This window comes from Sphingobium phenoxybenzoativorans (assembly GCF_018286635.1).
GTDB lineage: Bacteria > Pseudomonadota > Alphaproteobacteria > Sphingomonadales > Sphingomonadaceae > Sphingobium > Sphingobium phenoxybenzoativorans.
Map to the genome: position 1 here is coordinate 3,801,747 of NZ_CP073910.1, position 21,770 is coordinate 3,823,516.

Genomic DNA, 21,770 nt, shown 5'->3' on the forward strand with positions numbered 1-21,770 from the left:
CCATGCCCTTGCGAATGATCTGTGCCTCGCACACGCCTCTAATGGATCATATGCCGGCCGACCCTGTGGTGGACGCGCAGGTCCGGGCGCATTTCTCCATGCTCGCCGAAGAAGTCAGGGAATATGACCCGGAGCTTATCATCGTCTTTGGCCCCGACCATTTCAAAGGCTTCTTCTACGATGTGATGCCGCCATTCACCGTCGGGATCAGGGCCAGTTCGATTGGCGACTATGACATTGGCGGCGGCGATTTCGATGTGCCGGAGGAACTGGCGCTCGACTGCGTGCGGCATTTGCTGTCTCACGATATCGATATGGCATTGTCCTACCGGATGCAGGCGGACCACGGCTTTGCCCAGATCCCCGTGCTGCTCACCGGCGGCGTCGGCGCATATCCGACCATACCCATTCACATCAACTGCGCCGGGCCGCCCCTGCCCTCTTTCCGGCGAGTCCGGGAAATGGGTCTTGAGGTTGGCCGCTGGGCGATGACGCTGAACAAGCGCGTGCTCATTCTCGGCTCCGGCGGACTGTCGCACGATCCGCCTATCCCGAATATCCGGACCGCGCCGTCGCATGTCGCGGAGATGCTGATCGGCGGGCGCAATCCCCCCATAGAAGTGCTGCGCGCGCGCGAGGAGGCGAATTTCGAACTGGCGCGGAAACTGGCGCGGGGCGAGGCGGAATCGCTACCGCTCAATCCCGAATGGGACCGCGCGTTCATGGCGCAGATGGTTGCCGGGGATTTCTCCGCCATAGAGGAGATGGGCGAGGACGAATTGACCGCCATCGCCGGTTGCGGATGCCATGAAGTACGCAACTGGGTTGCAGCTTATGCTGCGCAAAGCGCGGCCGGCCCGGCCAGTCACAGGGACATCTATTATCAGGATATCGCCGAATGGAATGCGGGCATGGGTATCGCCGCAGCGGCCTGATTGAAACGCGCGTCCAACGGGGCAGTCCCGATCGGAGAGGGAAGCATGATCACATCGTTACAGCATATCGCTCTTGGCATACCATCGATGAAAGCCGGAACCGATTTCTATGAGGATTTCGGGTTGGAGAATGTGGACCGGCCTGATCATGTCGCCATGCGGTGCTTCGGCCGCGATCAGGATCAGATATTGCTGATCGAAACGGGGCAGGACCGGAAATTCCATCACGCCGCATTCGGGACCACCGCGACCGGCCTGGTCGCGATCCAGAAGAAATTGGAGGATCGCGGGATCGCCTTGCTCGATCCGCCTTTTACGGGCGCTGCGGACGGCATCTGGTTCCGCGATCCCGAAGGCATATTGGTCAATGTGCAGGTTGCCGAAGCCGCGCCCTTTCGCACCGATAGCCAACAAGCCGCCATCAACCGCCCCGGCCTGAATATGCGGCTGGCGCAGAAGGGATGCCCGCCCTTCGACATCAAGCCAAAGCCCCGGCGAATGGGCCATTTCATTCTTTTCGTGCGCGATGTTTTTGCGCAATCGGCCTTCTATTGCGAGGTGCTGGGTTTCCAACTGAGCGACCGCATCACCGACGGCTATGCCGCGTTCATGCGCACCTCCGGCAGCAGCGACCATCATGTGGTGGCGATGCTGAAATCGGACGGCACGGGCTTCCACCATGCCAGCTTTGAAATGGGGGACATTGACGAGGCGGAAGTCGCCGCCACATCCTTTCTCAGCAAGGGGCATAAACATGCCTGGGGTCCCGGCAGGCATGGCGTGGGATCAAACTATTTCCACTATTTCCGCGACCCGTGGAACGGCATGGCCGAATATTTCTGCGACATCGATTATATTCCGGGCGACGCGGAATGGGAGCCGATGGAATGGACCAAGAAGGACGGCATGTTCCTCTGGTCGGCCGATGGCCCCCCGCCCCCGGATTTCGGCCGGAACTATGAACTGGGCTGATCGCCGCATATCTCGCGCCGCCGGGCGGGCGATCGCGGTGGAGGCAACCCGCTATCCGGCGACGCCCGACAGCACCGCCTTACGGATGGCGGCGATATGCTCCTCCGACACTTTGCGGGCGCGCGCGGCATCGCGCTGCTCCAGCGCGTCGATGATGGTTTCATGCTCTTTCATCGCGTCGGCCATGAACAGCTCGAAACCCACCGCCTGGTTGATGAAGAAATCCGACATGTTGAAATTGTTGCGCTGGCGTTCGTCCAGCAAGGGCGAATGGGCCATCTCATGGATCATCTGATGGAAATCGCGATTGATCTCGCAATATTCCTGCGGGGTGATGACGTGGCCGTCACCCAATGTGAGCTGATGCTGGATGATCTTGAGATCGCGCAGTTGCCGGTCGGTCCTGCGCTCTGCGGCGAGTTCGGCCAACAGCCCCTCCATCCGTTCGAACATCAAGAAGAAGTCGGCGATTTCCTCCTTCGCCGGATTAATGACCTCGCACCCAACCTGCGGAATGATGCGGACGAACCCGTCAGCATTCAGCTTGCTGAGCGCGGTCATAATGGGTTGGCGGCTGATTCCGGTTTCGGCCGCCAACTCCTTCACCAATATCCGTTCGCCAAAGGCGTAATGCGCGGAAAGAAGGCGTTCGATCAGCAGATCATGGATTGCGTTCTTCTTCGTCAACACCCGCTCCATCTTCATTTCGGCGCACTTCCGGCTGCCCTAAAGTCTAGCATGCCAGCATGGCAAGCGAAAGTGGATGCGCGATCGCGGCAGGGCTAAGAACACGGCATCAATTCCGGCAGGAGAGTGTGAATGGATTTAGGAATTGCAGGCAAATGGGCGGTCGTTTGCGCGGCCAGCCACGGATTGGGCCGCGCCTGCGCGACCGCGCTGGCGATGGAAGGCGCGAACGTCGTTATCAACGGGCGTGACCCGGACGCGCTGGCCGAAGCCGCTGAAAGCATTCGCGCCGCGGTGCCCGGCGTGGAGGTCATGACGGTCGCCGGCAGCGTGACCGATCCCGAATGCCGCGCCGCCCTCGTCGCCGCCGCGCCACAGATGGACATATTGGTCAATAACGCAGGCGGCCCGCCTCCCGGCGATTTCCGCGACTGGGACAGGGACACATGGATCGCCGCGCTCGACACCAACCTGCTCGCCGCGGTGGAGCTGATCCGCATGTCTATCGACGGGATGATGGATCGCGGGTTCGGCCGGATCGTCAATATCACATCGTCCACCGTGCGGGTGCCGATTCCGGTTCTGGGCCTGTCCAACGCCGCCCGCGCGGCGCTCACCAATTTCGTGTTCGGCCTGGTTCCGCAGGTGTCGGGAAAGGGCGTGACGATCAACAATATCCTGCCCGGCCCGTTCGACACCAACCGGCTGCGCAAGTCCAAGGATATCACCATGCATCTGACCACCAATCCGGTCGCTGGCCGGGTGGGAAGGCCGGAGGAGATCGGTTCGCTATGCGCCTATCTGTGCAGCGGCCATGCCGGATACATCAGCGGGCAGAATATCCTGATCGATGGCGGCCTGTACCCCGGTAGTTTCTGATTGCCCGAACGAAGAAAGCCGCATCCATGACACTCCGCCGATTGATCGCGGCCACCGCCGCTTCAGCATTGATATGGGGAAGCGCCCCCCTGTCCGCGCAGCCCGGAAGCGCTGAACCCACAAAAGCCGCCGCTGACGTTGCGCCGTCCACCCGCCTCATCCTGCTGGGTACGGCGGGCGGCCCGATCCCGCGTGTGAAGCGCGCGCAACCGGCCAGCCTTTTGCAGGTCGGCGACCGGCTCTACCTGATCGATGCCGGGGACGGCGTGTCGCGGCAGCTCGCCCTTGCCGGTTTTCAGCCCAAGGCAATCGACCGGCTGTTCATCACCCATCTGCATATGGACCATATGGCGGGCCTTGCGCCGCTGATGGCGTTCCGGTGGGTCGCGCGTCCGGCCACCCGGATCGAAATATATGGCCCGGCCGGAACCCGATCGGTCGCCGATGGCGCGGCGCAATATCTGGCCGTTCCCGAAACCATTTTCACGGCGCAGTTGCCCCCGGGCCAGGGCCTGAAAGAGATGATGAAGGTCAGCGAGATCGAACGATCCGGTCCTGTTCAGATCTATCAGGATGATCTGGTGAAGGTCACCGCTGTCGAGAACAGCCATTATGACACGATGGACAAATCAAGGCTGCCCGCTGGCGGCAAATCCTTCGCATACCGCTTCGACACGCCCGGCAGGTCGATCGTCTTTACCGGCGATTCCGGTCCCAGCCCGGCGATCGAAGCGCTGGCGGAGGGCGCGGACATATTGGTCAGCGAGGTCATCGATGTGCCCGCCTCGATCCGCTTCCTGAAGGAACAGTTCAAAGTGCCGGAGGACCATCTGACCGCCGAAGTCGATCATATGACCCATGAGCATCTGACGCCGGAGGAGATCGGCAAGATGGCGGCCCGCGCCCGCGTAAAAATGGTGATCCTGACCCACGCCGTCATGGGCTTCGACAATGAGAAGGACATGCGGGCCTACACCGATGGCGTGCGCAAATATTTCAGCGGCGCGGTGATCATGGGCCAGGACCTTGCAGAATATTGAATTGAGGAGACGGACATGACGCACATCACGGTCAGGGGGCTGGACCATATCGGCGTGACGGTTCCCAACATTGAGGAGGCCGAAACTTTCCTGTTCGAAGCCTTTGGGGTGGAGTTCCTCTATGAAACGCTGAACCGGTCCCAGCCTCCCTTCGCAGGCGCGGCGGTGGAGCAGATGATCCTGGGGCCGGCCGGCCTCAGCATTTCGCGCATCCGAATGTATAAGCTGGGCACTGGCCCTACGCTGGAACTGTTCGAATATGACGCGGTGGACGGGCAGCGTCCGGCCCTGCGGGGCTGCGATCTCGGCTGGCAGCATATCGCGCTCTATGTCGACGACATCGATGCTGCGCTGGCCCGCGCCGTCGCCGCGGGCGCGGAGAAGCTGAACGATCCATGGGATCTGACCCGCGCGGAAGGCGGCCCAGGCAATAAATTCTGCTTCATCAAGGCGCCGTGGGGCGGGCTGATCGAACTGATCACCTACCCGTCGCCGCAACCCTATGAGCAGGACACGGCATTGCGGCGCTGGAAGCCGCCGGTCAGCCCATCCGTATCCGGCTGACATGAGCAAGGACAAGCTATCCATGAACGATATCCGCCCCTTCCAGATCGCCGTGGCGCAGGCCGATCTGGACGATCTTGCGCGCCGCCTCGATCATGTCCGCCTGCCGGATCGCGAAACCGCCGGCGATGGAGTGCAGGGGCCGCCGATGGAGGAGATGCGCGCGCTGCTGGACCATTGGCGTACACGCTATGATTGGCGGCGCTGCGAGGCGAAGCTGAACGCCTTCCCGCAGTTCATCACCGAAGTCGACGGCGTCGACATCCACTTTATCCATGTGCGTTCGCCCAGGGCGGACGCCACGCCAATCCTTCTGGCGCATGGCTGGCCGGGATCGATACTGGAATTTGAGGATTGTATCGGGCCATTGTCGGACCCCGCCGCATATGGCGCGCCGGATGCGCCGGCCTTTCACGTCATCGTGCCGTCGATGCCGGGTTTCGGCTTCTCCGGGAAGCCATCCGAACCCGGCTGGCATATCGGGCGGATAGCGGGAGCCTATGCCACGCTCATGGCACGTCTTGGGTATGACGGATGGATTTGCCAGGGCGGCGATCTGGGCAGCGCCGTTGCAGAGGCCATGGGGCATATGCGTGCGCAGGGCTGCGCGGGCCTGCACCTCAACATGTCCTTCTTTCAGCCGACGCCGGAAGAAATCCAGAATGCCGATGAACAGGAACGCGAATATCTGGGCAGGGCGCGCGTCTTTTTCGAAGAACGGATGGGCTATTTCGCCGTTCAGGGGACACGGCCCCAGACCATCGCCTATGCCCTGGCCGATAGCCCGGCAGGTCTGGCGGCATGGATGTTCGACAAGTTTTTCGAGGCGGCCGATTATCATGGCGGACATATAACCGACGCCTTGTCGATGGACCGCATGCTCGACGGCATCAGCCTTTACTGGTTGACCAACAGCGGCGCGTCATCCGCCAAACTATATTGGGAATTGAAGCGCGCCATGCCGCCCGCGCCCCCACCCCCGATCGGTCTGCCGACCGCCTATAGCGGCTTTGCCGGTGAAACCATTCTTGCCTCCCGGCGCTGGCTGGAGAAGCGTTTCACCGCTCTCGCTTATTATAATCTCGTCGATCGCGGCGGCCATTTTGCGGCCTGGGAACAACCGGCGCTTTTTGTGAACGAACTGCGGGCGATGGCCCCGCATCTCTTGAAACGGCGGGAATGATCCACATCCGGCGAGCGACGAAGAGATCGCCGCAACCCGCCTCTCTCGCGACATGGCGTTTCACTGGTCGAACAGTATAATAATGTTCCCCAGGCACATCATGTGCCTACTTGCCGCTGAACATGATCCAAGTTTACTCCTGTTTTCGGGTGATATTGCTTAACCGCCGCAGTGAAGCCATGATCCGAATCTCCACAAGAGAGATCGTCATGGCTCCGGCCGTTGCGTAGGTAAAATATCCACCGGATGTCGGCCACCATAAGCTGAATACAGCTATGCGTCCGCCATGAGAGAGGAAGAAGGGATCTGGCGCATTGACGCACCAAGTCGGACCAGCATTCGCAATGTCGCACGTCACTCCCGGCGGCCTCGCATGAACGACAATCGGCAAGGAGAGGGTCGCTCGGATGCTGGCGCGTGGATCATGGTCTCGATTCTCACGCTCGCCTTCACGGTAAGCTTTATTGATCGCCAAATTCTCAATCTGCTGGTCGGCCCTCTGAAAGACGCATTCGACCTGTCGGACACAAAGCTCAGCCTGCTGCAGGGCGTGGCCTTTACCTCCGCCTATATCCTGTTCAGCGGCCCGTTCGGTCGGCTGGCGGACACCGGCAACCGGCGGGGCATATTGTTGCTGGGCGTCGCGCTGTGGAGCGCCGCGACAGCGTTTTGCGGATTGGCGCGAAGCTATCTGCAATTGTTCGTCGCGCGCTTTGGCGTGGGCGGGGCGGAGGCGAGCCTGACCCCCGCCGCCTGGTCGATGATCGCTGACCGTTTCCCCGCCCAACAGGTTCCACGGGCGATGAGCATCTATTTGATGGGTCCCTATATCGGCAGCGGTCTGGCGCTCATATTCGGCGGGTTGCTGCTGGGGCTTTCCGAAGGGCAGACATTTTTCGGGCTGGCCCCGTGGCAGTTCGTCTTTGTGATGGCCGCCCTGCCGGGCGCGCTGGTCATCCTGCTGCTGATATTCTTCGTGCGCGAACCCGCACGGCAGAGCAGCCGGGGCGGCGAAAGCGAGCAGCCGATGACCCTTTCCCAGGTCATGGACCGCTTTCGCAAGGAGAGGCGGTTTTATCTCAATTTCTATTGCGGCATGTCGGGCATCGTCATCTCGCTCTACGCCTTTCCGGCCTGGATGCCGACGCTGCTGATCCGCAAATTTGCGGCATCCGCGTCGGAGGTCGGGATACAATATGGCGTCCTGGTGCTTATCGGCGGATCGGCGGGCGTCTTGTCCGGCCCTATCGTATCCCGGTGGCTTGAGCGTTCCGGGCGTAAAGACGCGCTGATGGTCGTACCGTTATTCGCGGCTTGCGGGCTGGCGGCGCTGTCGCTGCTTCTCCCATTTGCGGACAGCTATGCCTTCGTCCTGGCGATCGCCGGGCTGGTCAGTTTCACTTACTCGCTTCCAACCGCCCTTGCCGCGTCCGCGCTGCAACTTGTCACCCCCAACCGGATGCGAGGGATGGCCTCGGCCGTCTATATATTCATCATCAGCGTGATCGGCCTTGGCCTGGCGCCCACGATCGTAGCGCTGATCACCGACATCGGGTTCGCCGATGAGGCAAGGGTCGGGGAATCGCTCGCCATAACCTGCTGCGTGTCGGCGCTGGCCGGTCTGGTCATGCTTTCGCGCGCCCGCGCCGCCTATGCCGACCTGCTCACCCGCAACGCCAGCGCAGGATAAAGGGTCAGCGCGGACTAAGAGAACGCATCAGACCGTCCGCCGGAGTGAGGGACAGTCCCCTACGCATCCAGATTGAGCATGACGGTTTTCAGCTCCGTATATTCCTCGATCGTCGCCCAGCCGCCCTCGCGCCCGAACCCGGAGCGTTTGATCCCGCCGGCTGGGGAATTGGGCATGACCGAATAGCCGTTGATCCCGATCGAACCGGTCCGCATTGCCTTGGCCACGCGGAAGGCGCGGGTCAGGTCGGCCGTGTAGATGCCCCCCGACAATCCATATTCGCTGTCGTTCGCGATGCGGATGGCTTCGGCCTCCTCGTCAAAGGGAATGACGCATAGCACCGGTCCGAAAATCTCCTCGCGCGCAACGCGCATTCTGTTGTCGACGTCGACAAACAGCGCCGCATTGACCCAGTTGCCGATGGCAAGCTCTCCACCCGGCCGGTCGCCGCCGAACAGCAGCCGCGCGCCCTCTTTCCTGCCAATGTCGATATAGCCAAGCACCCTGTCGAGTTGCCGCTTCGAAATGATCGGGGTCGAGGTGGTTGCAGGATCGAACGGATCGCCAAACTTCACATCGCGCACCTGTTCGCTGGCGTGATGCACAAATTCATCCACGATCGAGCGGTGAACGAGCGCGCGCGTCGGCGTGGAGCAGACCTGGCCGGACAGGAATGTCGAACATAACCCCATCAGGTTGCGCGCGGCGGTGCGGACGTCCCGCGTGTCGGGAAAGACCAGAGCCGCGCTCTTGCCCCCAAGTTCCAGCGTAAGCCGCTTCATATTGCCGCCCGCGGTGGACATGATCTTTTCGCCGACCATCGGGCTGCCGGTGAAGCTGACCTTATCGACACCCGGATGCGTGGAGAGCGCCTCGCCCGTTACGGGACCGCCCGTGACAAGGTTGAACACGCCGGGCGGCAGTTCCGACTGCGCCAATATGTCGGCGAGTTTCTGAATGGCCAGCCCCGCCAGTTCGGAGGGCTTGAGCACCACGCTGTTCCCGCAGGCGAGCGCCGGGGCGACCTTCATCGCGAACGTCATGACCGGCCCGTTCCACGGCGTGATCGCCGCGACAACGCCGACCGGCTCCCGGAAAGTCATGTAATGGAGGTTGGTCGTGTCCGTATATTGGGGGAAGGTCTCCCCCGTGACCTTGTCGATCCAGCCGGCATAATGATCGAATATGTCCCCGGCGACCCGGCCCGACACCCGGCTGCCCACGCTGAAACTAATGGGAATGCCATTGTCTAGCGTCTGCAGGTGGGCGATTTCCTCCTGCGCGGCGTAGATCGCCTCGACGATCGGCTGCAAAATGCGTTTACGCTCCCGCGCGGCCATGCGGGACCAGGGGCCATCGTCAAAGGCGCGCCGCGCCGCCGCGACCGCCGCATCCACCCCCGCTTTTCCGGCTTCGGCAAAGTCCGTGACGATTTCATTGGTCGATGGATGAATCTGATCGTAGCGCGCATCGCCAATATCCGTCCATGCACCGTTGATGAACAGGCGGCCGGGCCGCACCCCCAGCCGGTCGCGAACCGGAAGCACTGTTATCGCCACTGTCGATCTCCAATGTCTGTCATGATGCCGCCGCGATGCGGCTATGCAGCGGCGGGCGGCGTTTCGCCCACCAACCGGTAGCGAAAACCCTCGCCATCCCGCTCAATGCGGCCAGCGGCGCCCTGCATGAAATGCGCCGGAAAGATAACCGTATCGGTATCGGCGACTTCCTCGATCAGCGCCTGGCGCACTTGCGCCGCCAGCGCCTCGTCCCGGTCAAAGCTGGTGTGCAGGTCCGGCCTCACAATCTGGGCCGGATGCAGCAGGATATCGCCGGAGAAAAGCGCAGGTGGTCCCCCGCGGCGGGCATGCACGGTGCAGCATCCGGGAGTATGGCCGAATGCGGGGCGAAGCCAGACCCCATCCCCGGACGCGCCGTGCAAAACGGCGTCCTCCTCCACGATATCGGCGAGACCGGCTTCAAGGATCGGCAATACCGAATCCCGGAACGCCTCCTGATGGGAAAGGTCAGCCTCCGCCTCCGTCGTGCTGAAATAGTCGAGGTCGCGGCGGCCGAATACATAGCGGGCATTGGGGAAGGTCGGCACCCACCGGTCCCCTTCCAGACGCGTGTTCCAGCCGACATGATCGACGTGCAGATGCGTGAAAAGCACCATATCGATATCTTCCGGCGCCACCCCAAGCTCGCCGAGCCGTTCCAGCCACGGCGTCGTCAGCCGGTGCAGGAACGGCATGGTGCGATCCTTGTGATTGCCGTTGCAGGTATCGATGATGATTTTCTTGCCGTCGATCTCGACCAGATAGCTGTGCATGCTGAGCGCGCATTGCGCAGTGGCGGGATCGAGCGACAGCGCATCGTCCCAATACCATTGCTTCAGGCGCGCCAGATCTTCGCCCCCGATTCCGGGCAGGATGGCGTCGAGCGGCAAGGCAAGATCGAGTTCAGCGACCTGGCGCACGCGCAGTTCACCCAAGCTGACGTCCATCATATACTCCCGCTATGCCGCCTTGCCTTCGACTGACCCGGCCCCGTCAGGAACCGAGCGACTGACGGAGGAAGGCTTCTGTCCGCTGATTGGCCAATGTGGCGGCACTCGCGTCATAATGAACGCCGCCATGCCGCGCGAAGGCGTGGTTGCATCCGGCATAGCTATGCACCTCGACATTGGACTTGCCCGCCAACGCCTCCTTGATCTTCGCCTGCGCATCCGCCGGAATATATTCATCCTCCTCGGCCAGATGGACCATCAGCGGCGCGGTCAGCGTACCGGCCTCGCCAAGATGCTGGTCCGTGCCGCCGCCATAATAGGCGACCGCCGCATCGACATCGCCCCGTGCGGCGGCGAGATAGGTCATCAGCCCACCCAGGCAGAAGCCGATGACAGCGACCTTGCCGTTGCCGCCCTCTATGGACCGTGCGGCCTCGATCGTGGCCAGCACATCCTGCACGCCGCGGTCGAAATCAAATGCCTGGTACAGCGCAAACGCCTGCGCCCACTCCGCCTCGTCCAGCTTGTTGAGCTGAAGGCCCGGCGCATCGCGCCAGAACAGGTCGGGGGAAATGGCGATGAAACCCCTGCTGGCAAGTTCATCGCACGTGGCCCGCAGATCGGCATTCACGCCGAAAATCTCCTGGATCACAACGATGGCGGGCGCTGACTTGGCTTCGGGAAGCGCGACATAGGCGTCAAAGCTGCCATCGGAAACGGTAATCTTCATCTGTGTTGCCCTCTAAATATTCAGTGTGTGGCCGATGCGCGCGGCCGGTGATGGATAATCTCGACTGCCGCCGGGATAGGTTGCGGCATGCCGTCCCCTAAGATCCGGCGCAGGGCCGGACATGGACTGGGTTCATGTCGGTTTGACGCGGTTTGGATACGGCATCAGGCCGTTATGGCGTCGCGTTTGGCGGACCAGCCTTCCGCATCGGCGGCCGTCGCAGCCTTGCACGCTATGTCCGCTTCGGTGAACAGCCGCGTCCAGCCGGCGAATTCGACATGAATGCCGTCCGGGTCCCGGAAATAGATCGAGCTGACCCAGTTGCTTTCATGGACATCCTCAAGCGCGTCCGGCCCCAGCGCAGGCGCGACATCATTATGATGCACGATCGGCGAGACCTCGACGCCGGCCGCTTCCAGCCGCGCCTTATATTCGGGCAGCCGGTCGGCATCGACGTCCAGAGCGATATGGTTCATCGTCCCGATGGCGGTCACGCTGCCTATCAGGCTTGAAACGGACGTGACGCCGGGCACGGACGCAGGCGCGTCGGGAAACCAGAAAAAGGCCAGCGACGAACTGCCCATGTCGAAGAAGAAATGCTGGCCAAATCTGCCGTTCGGACCAATCTCATAGGTCTTGATGAGCGGCATGCCGAGAACGCCTTCATAGAAATCGACGGTGCGCTGCATGTCGGAGGAGACCAGGGCAATATGGTTGATGCCCCGGATTTCGAATTTCCGGTTGACCTTGCCCGTCGTCGTTAGCTGGCGGTCCATATCGCTCTCCATTCACCCAAAAGAAGCCAAAGCATTCACATCCAAAGCTGATTATCCGTCTCGATCACACGCGCTGGAATGGACGGTAAATGCGCGTTGTCGCCGCTCTGGCTTGCCGCGCCAATTTACCAGCAGCCCGCGGGATGGACCTATTCGCCTTTCAGCAACCCAGCGTTCCATTGCGGACATCTCAACCGCCTCATGCCAGGCGGTGCGCCGCGCACAGCTTGTTGCCCGTCGGATCGCGCAGATAGGCAAGATACCATGTCCCGCCACTGCCTTCGCGGACACCCGGCGGGTCCTCGATCGCCGTTCCGCCATTTTCCACGCCTGCCCGGTGCCAGGCATCGACCTGTGCGACGCTCTCCATCGCAAAACCGATGGTGCAGCCATTGCCAACGGTGGCCGGCTCTCCGTTCCGCGGCGCGGAGACCAGGAACATCCCGTCATTATGGGTGTAGATGACGCGGCCATTGGGATTGATGGTCCCCTCCGCGCCGCCTATCGCCTGAAAGGTCGCGTCGTAGAATTTCTTCGACGCCGCCACATCGTTCGACCCGACCATATTATGGTTATACATCGATCTGTTTCTCCTCACGCTTTCGCGCGCCTAGAAGCGCTTCGTGACTGACAGGCCAAAAGTCGCCGGTGCGGCGGGCATGCCCAGCACTGGCGCGCCGGTGAAAGGCGCGGGCACGATTTCGCCAAGATAATAGAGCTTGTTGGTCACGTTCCGGCCGTAGGCGCTGATCGTCCAGTCATCCTTGCGCACGACATCGAGATAGAGGTTCAGCTCCCAGCGGGCGGGCTGCGACTGGAAATCGAAATTGAACTGGGAAAACTGGATCTTGCTGGTCCAGCTCAATTCCGCGCGGGGCGTGATATCGGCAAAGCCGGGGTGGAAGGTGTAGCCGACTTCGCCGACCAGCTTGTATTTCGGCGCGGACGTCAACTGGTTCCCGGCGAGATTTTCCAGTTGCCCGGTAAACTGGTTATTGTCCGAAAGCTCGCGATACTCGCTGTGCAGCCAGGCAAGGTTGAAGCCCAGCCGGAGGTCATCGACCGGAACCGCTATGATTTCCGCTTCCGCGCCATAAAGCCGCGCCTTTGCGGCGTTGAGGGTCACCGGTCCCGGCGCCGGAGGCTCAAATTCAAGAATGGTGATCTGCAGATTGCTGTAATTATAATAGAAACCGGACAGATTGACGCGGACCCGGCGGTCGAACAGGTCGGCCTTGATGCCCGCCTCATAATTGGTCAGCCGCTCCGGATTATAGGCCGGCCTCAATTGGGTCAGGTCATAACCGCCGCTCTTGAAGCCGCGCGAATAGGTCGCATAGGCCATGACGCCATCGGCCACCTGATAATGGATCGTGGCCTTCGGATCGAAGGACGACCAGGATGCGCTGTCCGCGCCGCTGGTGCTGCAGCTCGTTACTCCGGGGATGAAGCCGGTGAGCGGCGGAGCTGAGCAACCCACAACCAGCGGGGTGTCGATATTAAAAAGATTGACGAAATCGAGCTGATTATAGCGCGTGATGCTGCGCTTTTCGTAGCTGTACCGCGCGCCGATATCGATGCCGAGCCTGTCGGTAAGATGCACGGTCGCCTGGGCGAAGGCCGCATAGGCGTCCGTCTTTTGCAAGCCGCCCTGGCCAAAGCCCTGATACAGCGGCGATGCAGCGCCTCCGAACACCAGAGGCGAAACGCCGAAATTCAGCCTGAAGCTGTTCTTCTCATGGAAATAATAGCCGCCCGCCACAAGGTCTATCGGCCCGCGCTGTAGCGAGACGCGCAGTTCCTGGGTCCATTGGTTGGCCCCTGTCGCCACATCATAGGAGGTGGTCAGCGCGGTTGAATCGTCGCCGCTCAGACTGCTTGCCTGATCGACATGACGATATCCGGTGATGGAGGTGAGTTGCAGACCGTCGGCAAGCTCCAGAACGGCGTTCGCGGTCAGCCCGTAATTCTCCATGTAAAAGAGCTGGTCCAGGCCGGCGCGATCACGCCGGCTTTCGGGATGCGCGAAGCCGTTGGCGACATTGACATCGACATAATAGGGATTGAACCGGACGAAGGCGTAACCGCCCGCATTGTCATTCTCCCACCGATAATCGCCGGTCAGGGTAAGGTGGAACGCATCCGAAGGCTCAAAACGCAGCTTCACGCGCGCCGCCCTGCTGCGTTCGCTATCGACGGGATTGCCCGTCATGATATTCCTGCCAAAGCCGTCGCGGTCGTTGGTCTGGAAAGCGAAGCGCGCCGAAACCGTGTCGGACAAAGGACCGCTGATCGCGCCTTCGGTACGGATCAGATTATAGTTGCCCGCAGTGATTGCGGCATAGCCATCCAACGTATCGGTCGGGTCATTGGAAATGATGTTGATCGCGCCCGCCGTGGCATTGCGCCCGTAGAGAGTACCCTGCGGCCCGCGAAGCACCTCGATGCGGTTGATGTCGAACAGGGAGCCGAGAGCCGCCTGCGAACGCGCATTGACGACATCGTCGGTGTAGACGGCGACGCGGCCGTCGGCGCCCGCATCGACGCCCTCAAGGCCGATACCGCGAATGAATATCCGCGCGTCTCCGCCAAGGCGAGAGAAGTTCACATTCGGGATCGCGCGCGTCAGCGCGTCAATGTCGGCGATGCCGCGATCTTTAAGCGTGTCGCCTTCGACCGCTGTTATCGCCAGAGGCGTTTGCTGGACACTCGACGTCTGCCGCTGCGCGGTTACGACGATATCTTCGATCTTGGAGGGCTGGCCGGATTCAGCCTCATCCGGCGCCGCGCTTGCCTCCTGCGCATTGACAATCGGTGCGCCAAGCGTGGGGACGAGCAGAATCGTTGATGAAAACAAGAGTTTGCGAAGCATCCAGAAACCTCTCTAGGAGCGTTATCCAAGATCACTCGCCCACTCCTCCTGTTTCCGGTAGTGATGCGTCAGAAATTAGCGGGCCGCGTCGTCACAGAGATGCGCGGATAACGCCATCGCCCTTTGGGCAAATGAGACTTCTCCAGACATGCGGCCGCATGATTTTTCGACGCCGCACGGGCAGCAAGCTCCACCCCGCAAACCATCGGGACCGCAAGAGGTGGCGGCGCGCCGCCCCGCCCTATTCCGCTTCCTATCTCCACCGGACTGCGCCATTCTGAACTATCGGATACAGGCCGCCCACCGGAACCCCAATGCGCGGGGACGGTTGAAGTGATAGGATGGAGTCGCTGGAGAGATGCGTTAATGTCTTCAAGATTCTGGATCGTTGGTGGAGCCGTAATGCTGCTCAGCATCGCGGCGGGCTATGGCCTTGGCGGCTTTGCGGGCGGCCGGTTCGGCGGCGGCGTGTGGCAGGACCTGCGCGGTTACGAAAATACGCAGGCAGAGGCCGGAAGCGACGAACAGGCGCTGTCCGATACATCCGTGAGCAACCTCAACCCCGCCGATGGCGGCGACCTGCCGCCTACCCCGGACGAGATTGTGTGCAAGGGCTGCGGCCCCACCTTGGCCGAGCGGAATATGATGGGGGACGCCTACGCCATCGGCGAGAATGACCCTGCTCTGCGCGACTATGAAGCGCAGGGGGACAGCGCGGAGCATGGAGCCGCAGCGCCGCCTACCGTCGTCGCGACTGTCAAAAAGGCAGCGCCCAGTGCGGCCGGGATGATCGAACCAGCCCGGCCTGCCCAACAACAATAAACAGCGATAGGCGGCCCTATTCCGCCGCGACCGCTTCCTCGCGATCGCTCAGCGGATATTCCAGACGGCTGATCATCTCCTTCGGGCACACCTGCCAGACATGATCCCGCCAGCGGTCCCAATCGTCGAGCAGGGTATGCGACCAGCGGCTGTCGGTCGCCACGGCATGTTCGGCGATCAGCGCCTTCAGCCGGGTTTCCCAATAGACGCTGTCCAGCCGCTGCCAGACGATGCTTTCCGGGTTGGCGCGCGACGGGAATACGCCATGCTCGTCCAGGATGAACGCCATGCCGCCGGTCATGCCAGCGCCGAAATTCGCCCCGGTATCGCCCAGGATGACCGCCGTGCCGCCGGTCATATATTCGCAGCCATTGGCGCCGCAGCCTTCGACCACAACCTCCGCGCCCGAGTTGCGGACGGCGAAGCGCTCGCCCGCCTGTCCCGCCGCGAACAGCTTGCCGCTTGTCGCACCGTAGAGGACGGTATTGCCGATGATCGTGTTGTGGCGGCTGTCCAGCGGGGTGGAGACCATAGGCCGCACAGCGATGATGCCGCCCGACAGGCCCTTGCCCACATAGTCGTTGGAATCGCCGAACACTTCCAGCTTGATGCCCTTGCACAGGAAAGCGCCCAGCGACTGCCCGGCCGACCCGCGCAGGCGCACCGTGACATGGCCGTCGGCCAGCGACGACATGCCGAACTTCTCGGTGATCTTGGCGGAAAGCCGCGTGCCGACCGCGCGGTGGGTGTTCCGCACGGTGTAGGTCAGTTGCATCTTCTCGCCGCGCTCGAACACCGCCTTCGCGTCGTTCAATATCTGCGCATCCAGGCTGTCGGGCACCTCATTCCGCCATGCGTCCAGGGTGAAGCGGCGCTCATGGTCGGGCGCGTCCACTTTGGCGAGGATGGGGTTGAGGTCCAGATCGTCCAGATGCTCCGCGCCACGGCTGACCTGCCGCAGCAGCTCGGTGCGCCCGACAATCTCGTCCAGGCTGCGGAAGCCCAGACGCGCGACAATCTCCCGCACTTCCTCAGCGATGAAGGTCATCAGGTTGATGACCTTCTCCGGCGTGCCGGTGAACTTGGCGCGCAGCTTCTCATCCTGCACGCACACGCCGACGGGGCAGGTGTTCGAGTGGCACTGCCGCACCATGATGCAGCCCATGGCGACGAGGCTGAGCGTGCCGATACCGAACTCCTCCGCGCCCAGGATCGCGGCGATCACGATGTCCCGCCCGGTCTTGAGACCGCCGTCCGTGCGCAGCTTCACGCGATGACGCAGACCGTTCAGCGTCAGCACCTGATTGGCTTCGGACAGGCCCATTTCCCATGGCGTTCCGGCATATTTGATGCTGGTCTGCGGGGACGCGCCGGTGCCGCCGACATGGCCGGCGATCAGGATGACGTCGGCATGCGCCTTCGCCACGCCCGCCGCGACCGTGCCGATGCCGGCCTGGCTGACCAGCTTTACACAGACGCGCGCGCGCGGGTTGATCTGCTTGCAGTCATAGATGAGCTGGGCGAGATCCTCGATCGAATAGATGTCATGATGCGGCGGCGGAGAGATCAGCATCACGCCCGGCGTCGAATGGCGCAGGCGGGCGATGAACTCGGTGACCTTGAAGCCGGGAAGCTGGCCACCCTCGCCGGGCTTCGCGCCCTGCGCGACCTTGATCTCGATCTCCTCGGCACTGCCCAGATATTCCGCATGGACGCCGAAGCGGCCCGACGCGATCTGCTTGATCACCGAATTGGCGTTGTCGCCATTCTCATAGGGCTTGAAGCGGATGGCGTCCTCGCCGCCTTCGCCCGACACGGCCTTCGCGCCGATACGGTTCATGGCGATGGCCAGCGTCTCATGCGCTTCCGGCGACAGCGCGCCCAGCGACATGCCCGGCGTCACGAAGCGCTTGCGGATTTCGGTGATCGCTTCCACCTCGTCGATCGGCACCGCCTCCCGCGCGAAGTTGAACTCCATCAGGTCGCGCAGATAGACCGGCGGCAGGTCCCGCACCCCGCGCGAGAATTGCAGATAGGTGGAATAGCTGTCGGTCGCGACCGCCGTCTGCAACAGGTGCATGAGCTGCGCGGAATAGGCGTGGCTCTCCCCGCCATTCCGTTGGCGATAGAAACCGCCGATGGGCAGCTTCACCACCGCCTCGTCATAGGCCGCCTCATGCCGCAACGTCGCGTTGAAGTGCAGCGAGGTATAGCCCTCGCCCGAAATCTTCGACGGCATGCCGGGGAACAGGTCGTTCACCAGCGCGCGGGACAAGCCCACCGCTTCGAAATTATAGCCGCCGCGATAGGAGCTGATGACCGCAATGCCCATCTTGGACATGATCTTCAGCAGGCCCTCGTTGACGGCGATGCGGTAGCGGTTGATGCAGGCGTCGACATCCATATCGCCAAACAGGCCGCGCGCTTGCCGGTCCGCAATGCACGCTTCGGCCAGATAAGCGTTCACCGTGGTCGCGCCCACGCCGATCAGCACCGCGAAATAATGGGTATCGACGCACTCGGCCGACCGCACATTGATGGAGGCGTAGGAGCGCAGCCCCTTGCGCACCAGGTGCGTGTGCACGGCGGCGGCGGCCAGCACCATGGCGATGCCCACCCGGTCCGGCCCGATATTCTCATCGGTCAGGAACAGTTCGGTGCGTCCTTCGCGCACGGCCTGCTCGGCCTCCTCGCGGATGCGCTCGATGGCGCCGCGAAGCTGCTCATGGCCGCCCTCCGCCGGGAAGGTGCAGTCGATATCCGCCACGGACTGGCCAAAATGCGCCTTCAGCCGCGTCCAGTCAGCCGATGTCAGGACAGGAGAGTCCAGCACCAGCACATGACTGTTCTGCGTCTCCTCCTGCAAGATATTGGCAAGGTTGGAGAAGCGCGTTTTCAGGCTCATCACATGCCGCTCGCGCAGGGAATCGATCGGCGGGTTTGTGACCTGGCTGAAATTCTGGCGGAAGAAATGGCTGATCGTCCGCGGCTTGTCCGAAATGACAGCCAGCGGCGTGTCGTCGCCCATCGAACCCACGGCTTCCTTGGCGTCCTCGACCATGGGCGAGAGGATCAGTTCCAGATCCTCCAGCGTCAGGTTCGCGGCGATCTGCCGGCGGGTCAGTTCCGCCTTGTTCCATGACGGCAAGGCATCGGGCGAAGCAGGCGGAAGATCATCGACATAAAGGAAGTCCCGCACCAGATCGGCATAGGGCCGCTCCGACGCGATCCGGTCCTTGATCGACCGGTCGTCATAAACCTCGCCCTCAAGCAGATCGACGGCGATCATCTCGCCCGGTCCCAGGCGGCCCTTGCGCATCACCGTTGCCTCGGGAACCACGACCATGCCGGTTTCCGAACCTACGATCAGCAGATTGTCGGCCGTCAGCGTATAGCGCAACGGACGCAGCGCGTTGCGGTCGACGCCCGCGACCACCCAGCGGCCATCGGTCATCGCCAGCGCGGCGGGGCCATCCCACGGCTCCATGACCGACGCGAGATAGTTATACATGTGCAGATGCGATTCCGGCGTCTCGCCCAGGCTCTGCTGCCATGCCTCCGGGACCAGCATGATCTTCGCGGTCGGCGCATCTCGGCCCGCGCGGCAGATCGCCTCGAACACGGCGTCCAGCGCCGCCGTATCGGACGCGCCCGCCGGGATCACCGGCTTGATATCCTCCGACTGCTCGCCAAATGCCAGCGAGGCCATCTTGATCTCGTGGCTTTTCATCCAGTTCTTGTTGCCGCGAATCGTGTTGATCTCGCCATTATGGGCGAGCGTGCGGAACGGCTGGGCCAGCCACCATTGCGGGAAAGTGTTGGTCGAATAGCGCTGGTGGAAGATCGCGACGCGGCTCTCGAACCGGTCGTCCTGCAGGTCCGGGTAAAAGACCGACAGCGACTGGGCGAGGAACAGCCCCTTGTAGATGATCGAACGGCAGGACAGCGAGCAGATGTAGAAATCGTTGATCTGCGCCGCGATCACCTTCTTCTCGATGCGGCGGCGGATCAGGTAGAGTTCCTTCTCGAACTCCGCCATGTCCAGTTCTTCGGGCATCGGCCCGGCGATCATGATCTGCTCGATTTCCGGGCGCGTGCGCTGCGCCTTCTCTCCGATCACCGACACATCGACCGGCACCTGGCGCCAGCCGTAGATCTTGTACCCGGAATCGATGATCTCCGCCTCGACCAGCGTACGGCAGGTCTCCTGCGCGCTGAGGTCGGTGCGCGGCAGGAACACCATGCCCACGGCCAGCCTGTTGGGCAGCGGCTTGTGCCCCGCGTCGGCGATCGCATCGTCGAAGAAGCGCACCGGCAGGTCGACATGGATGCCCGCGCCGTCGCCGGTCTTGCCGTCGGCGTCTACCGCGCCGCGATGCCACACGGCCTTCAATGCGTCGATCGCGCTGGCGACGACCCGGCGGGAAGGCTTGCCGTCCGTCGCGGCGACCAGGCCAACGCCACAGGCGTCGCCTTCGAAATCGGGGCGATACATGCCGTGCTCGGCGATGCGCGCGCGCTCTTGTTCGTCAGCCATGAAGGAAGTGTGGGACATCTTCGCCTCCTTGTGATTCGTTCGGTTCGAGCTTGTCCGGGAACCCTGTTTCCCGTTCTCGACAAGCTCGAACCGAACGGGGAATTGTGATTGCTTTAGGCCGCGACCCTCTCGCCCGCCTTCGCTGCAGCCTTCGCCTTCAGATAGGCGTGCATATGGTCGGTCACGTCGCGGCCGTCGCGGATCGCCCAGACGACAAGGCTTGCGCCGCGCACGATATCGCCCGCCGCAAAGACGCCATCCAGCGACGTCATCATCGTGCGATGGTCGACGCGCAGCGTGCCCCAGCGCGTAACCGACAGGTCCTCCGCGCCGAACAGGCGGGGCAGTTCCTCAGGGTCGAAGCCCAGCGCCTTGATGACCAGGTCGGCCTCCAGGCTGAACTCGCTGCCCGGATCGGGTTCGGGCGCACGGCGGCCGGATGCGTCGGGCTGGCCCAGGCGCATCTTGGTCACCTTGACGCCGGTCACCTTGTCCGTGCCTTCAAAGGCGATCGGCGCGGTGAGCCAGACGAACTCGACGCCCTCCTCCTCCGCATTGGCGACCTCGCGCTGCGAACCCGGCATATTGTCCCGGTCGCGGCGATAGAGGCACTTCACTGACTTGGCACCCTGGCGGATGGAGGTGCGCACGCAGTCCATGGCCGTGTCGCCGCCGCCGATGACAACGACATTCTTGCCCTTGGCGTACAGCGATCCATCCTCATGCTCCGGCACATGGTCGCCAAAGCTCGCCTTGTTGGAGGCGGTCAGGAAATCGAGCGCCTTGACGACGCCGGGCGCGCCGACGCCGGGCGCGCGGATGTCGCGCGCCTTGTAGACGCCGGTGGCGATCAGGATGGCGTCATGCTTCTCGCGCAACTGCTCCATCGTCGCGTCGCGGCCGACTTCAAACCCTTCGTGGAAGATGATGCCGCCATCCTTCAGGCGCTGAATGCGCCGCATGACGATGTCCTTCTCCAACTTGAAGCCGGGGATGCCATAGGTCAGCAGGCCGCCCGCCCGGTCATGCCGGTCATAGACATGCACTTCATATCCTGCGGCGCGCAGATATTCCGCCGTGGTCAGCCCGGCCGGGCCTGCGCCGATGATGCCGACGGACTGGCCCCGGTCAGCGCCCGGCACAAGCGGTTCGACCCAGCCTTCTTTCCAGGCGGTGTCCGTGATGTATTTCTCCACGCTGCCGATGGTCACAGCGCCATGGCCGGAAAACTCGATGACGCAATTGCCTTCGCACAGGCGATCCTGCGGACAGATGCGGCCGCAAATTTCCGGCATGGTGGAGGTCTGATTGCTCAGCTCATAGGCTTCGCGCAGGCGGCCTTCCGCTGTCAGGCGCAGCCAGTCGGGAATATGATTGTGCAGCGGGCAATGGGTCGAGCAATAGGGCACGCCGCATTGCGAGCAACGCGACGCCTGCTCCTCCGCCTTCTCCGTTACGAAGGTGCGGCTGATCTCATTGAAGTCGCCCGCCCGGTCATCGGCGGCGCGTTTTTCGGGATACGCCTGTCCGGTTCCGACAAATTTCAACATAGGACTGTCAGCCATGTGCGCTCC

At 62.4% G+C, this 21,770-nt stretch carries 17 protein-coding genes; 8 read left to right on the top strand and 9 right to left on the bottom strand.

The window, feature by feature from the left end:
- The first annotated feature begins 14 nt into the window (after positions 1-14).
- On the top strand, positions 15-935 hold the full coding sequence (locus KFK14_RS18855; protein ID WP_281417192.1) for a 3-carboxyethylcatechol 2,3-dioxygenase: 921 nt from the start codon (positions 15-17) through the stop codon (positions 933-935).
- Between the two features lie 45 nt (positions 936-980).
- Positions 981-1,907 (top strand): VOC family protein, encoded by a 927-nt coding sequence (locus KFK14_RS18860; RefSeq protein ID WP_212608749.1) that lies wholly within the window; start codon positions 981-983, stop codon positions 1,905-1,907.
- A 51-nt stretch (positions 1,908-1,958) separates the two neighbouring features.
- On the opposite strand, the gene KFK14_RS18865 is transcribed toward KFK14_RS18860, so the two are convergent.
- Positions 1,959-2,594, bottom strand: coding sequence for a GntR family transcriptional regulator (locus KFK14_RS18865; protein WP_171905841.1), 636 nt, complete (start codon positions 2,592-2,594; stop codon positions 1,959-1,961).
- Positions 2,595-2,726: 132 nt separating this feature from the next.
- Between KFK14_RS18865 and KFK14_RS18870 the strand changes: the two genes are divergently transcribed.
- The 5 genes from KFK14_RS18870 (at position 2,727) to KFK14_RS18890 (ending at position 7,950) form a co-directional block, all read left to right on the top strand.
- On the top strand, positions 2,727-3,473 hold the full coding sequence (locus KFK14_RS18870) for an SDR family oxidoreductase (protein ID WP_212608750.1): 747 nt from the start codon (positions 2,727-2,729) through the stop codon (positions 3,471-3,473).
- A gap of 26 nt (positions 3,474-3,499) precedes the next feature.
- On the top strand, positions 3,500-4,513 hold the full coding sequence (locus KFK14_RS18875) for an MBL fold metallo-hydrolase (RefSeq protein WP_212608751.1): 1,014 nt from the start codon (positions 3,500-3,502) through the stop codon (positions 4,511-4,513).
- A 15-nt stretch (positions 4,514-4,528) separates the two neighbouring features.
- The gene (locus KFK14_RS18880) at positions 4,529-5,077 is read left to right on the top strand and encodes a VOC family protein (protein ID WP_212608752.1); all 549 of its coding nucleotides are present in this window, start codon (positions 4,529-4,531) and stop codon (positions 5,075-5,077) included.
- 22 nt (positions 5,078-5,099) lie between these two features.
- Positions 5,100-6,260: an epoxide hydrolase family protein gene (locus KFK14_RS18885; RefSeq protein ID WP_212608753.1), complete on the top strand. Its 1,161-nt coding sequence runs from the start codon at positions 5,100-5,102 to the stop codon at positions 6,258-6,260.
- A gap of 373 nt (positions 6,261-6,633) precedes the next feature.
- Positions 6,634-7,950 (top strand): spinster family MFS transporter, encoded by a 1,317-nt coding sequence (locus KFK14_RS18890; RefSeq protein ID WP_212608754.1) that lies wholly within the window; start codon positions 6,634-6,636, stop codon positions 7,948-7,950.
- 59 nt (positions 7,951-8,009) lie between these two features.
- Here KFK14_RS18890 and KFK14_RS18895 read toward each other — a convergent pair whose 3' ends face one another.
- From KFK14_RS18895 to KFK14_RS18920, 6 genes are all read right to left on the bottom strand, one after another.
- Positions 8,010-9,509: an aldehyde dehydrogenase family protein gene (locus KFK14_RS18895; RefSeq protein ID WP_212608755.1), complete on the bottom strand. Its 1,500-nt coding sequence runs from the start codon at positions 9,507-9,509 to the stop codon at positions 8,010-8,012.
- A 41-nt stretch (positions 9,510-9,550) separates the two neighbouring features.
- Positions 9,551-10,459: an MBL fold metallo-hydrolase gene (locus KFK14_RS18900; RefSeq protein ID WP_212608756.1), complete on the bottom strand. Its 909-nt coding sequence runs from the start codon at positions 10,457-10,459 to the stop codon at positions 9,551-9,553.
- Between the two features lie 43 nt (positions 10,460-10,502).
- Complete coding sequence (locus KFK14_RS18905; protein WP_212608757.1) at positions 10,503-11,189, bottom strand: dienelactone hydrolase family protein; 687 nt, start codon at positions 11,187-11,189, stop codon at positions 10,503-10,505.
- Positions 11,190-11,353: 164 nt separating this feature from the next.
- Positions 11,354-11,965, bottom strand: coding sequence for a VOC family protein (locus KFK14_RS18910; RefSeq protein ID WP_212608758.1), 612 nt, complete (start codon positions 11,963-11,965; stop codon positions 11,354-11,356).
- A 199-nt stretch (positions 11,966-12,164) separates the two neighbouring features.
- Positions 12,165-12,545 (bottom strand): VOC family protein, encoded by a 381-nt coding sequence (locus KFK14_RS18915; RefSeq protein ID WP_212608759.1) that lies wholly within the window; start codon positions 12,543-12,545, stop codon positions 12,165-12,167.
- A 30-nt stretch (positions 12,546-12,575) separates the two neighbouring features.
- A complete protein-coding gene (locus KFK14_RS18920) occupies positions 12,576-14,837 on the bottom strand; it encodes a TonB-dependent receptor (RefSeq protein ID WP_212608760.1) in 2,262 nt (753 codons plus the stop codon).
- Between the two features lie 402 nt (positions 14,838-15,239).
- Between KFK14_RS18920 and KFK14_RS18925 the strand changes: the two genes are divergently transcribed.
- A complete protein-coding gene (locus KFK14_RS18925; protein ID WP_212608761.1) occupies positions 15,240-15,659 on the top strand; it encodes a hypothetical protein in 420 nt (139 codons plus the stop codon).
- A gap of 16 nt (positions 15,660-15,675) precedes the next feature.
- On the opposite strand, the gene gltB is transcribed toward KFK14_RS18925, so the two are convergent.
- Entirely contained in the window at positions 15,676-20,214 is a 4,539-nt protein-coding gene (gene gltB / locus KFK14_RS18930) for a glutamate synthase large subunit (protein WP_212608762.1), read from the bottom strand.
- 95 nt (positions 20,215-20,309) lie between these two features.
- Positions 20,310-21,761: an NAD(P)-dependent oxidoreductase gene (locus KFK14_RS18935; RefSeq protein ID WP_212608763.1), complete on the bottom strand. Its 1,452-nt coding sequence runs from the start codon at positions 21,759-21,761 to the stop codon at positions 20,310-20,312.
- Positions 21,762-21,770 lie beyond the last annotated feature (9 nt).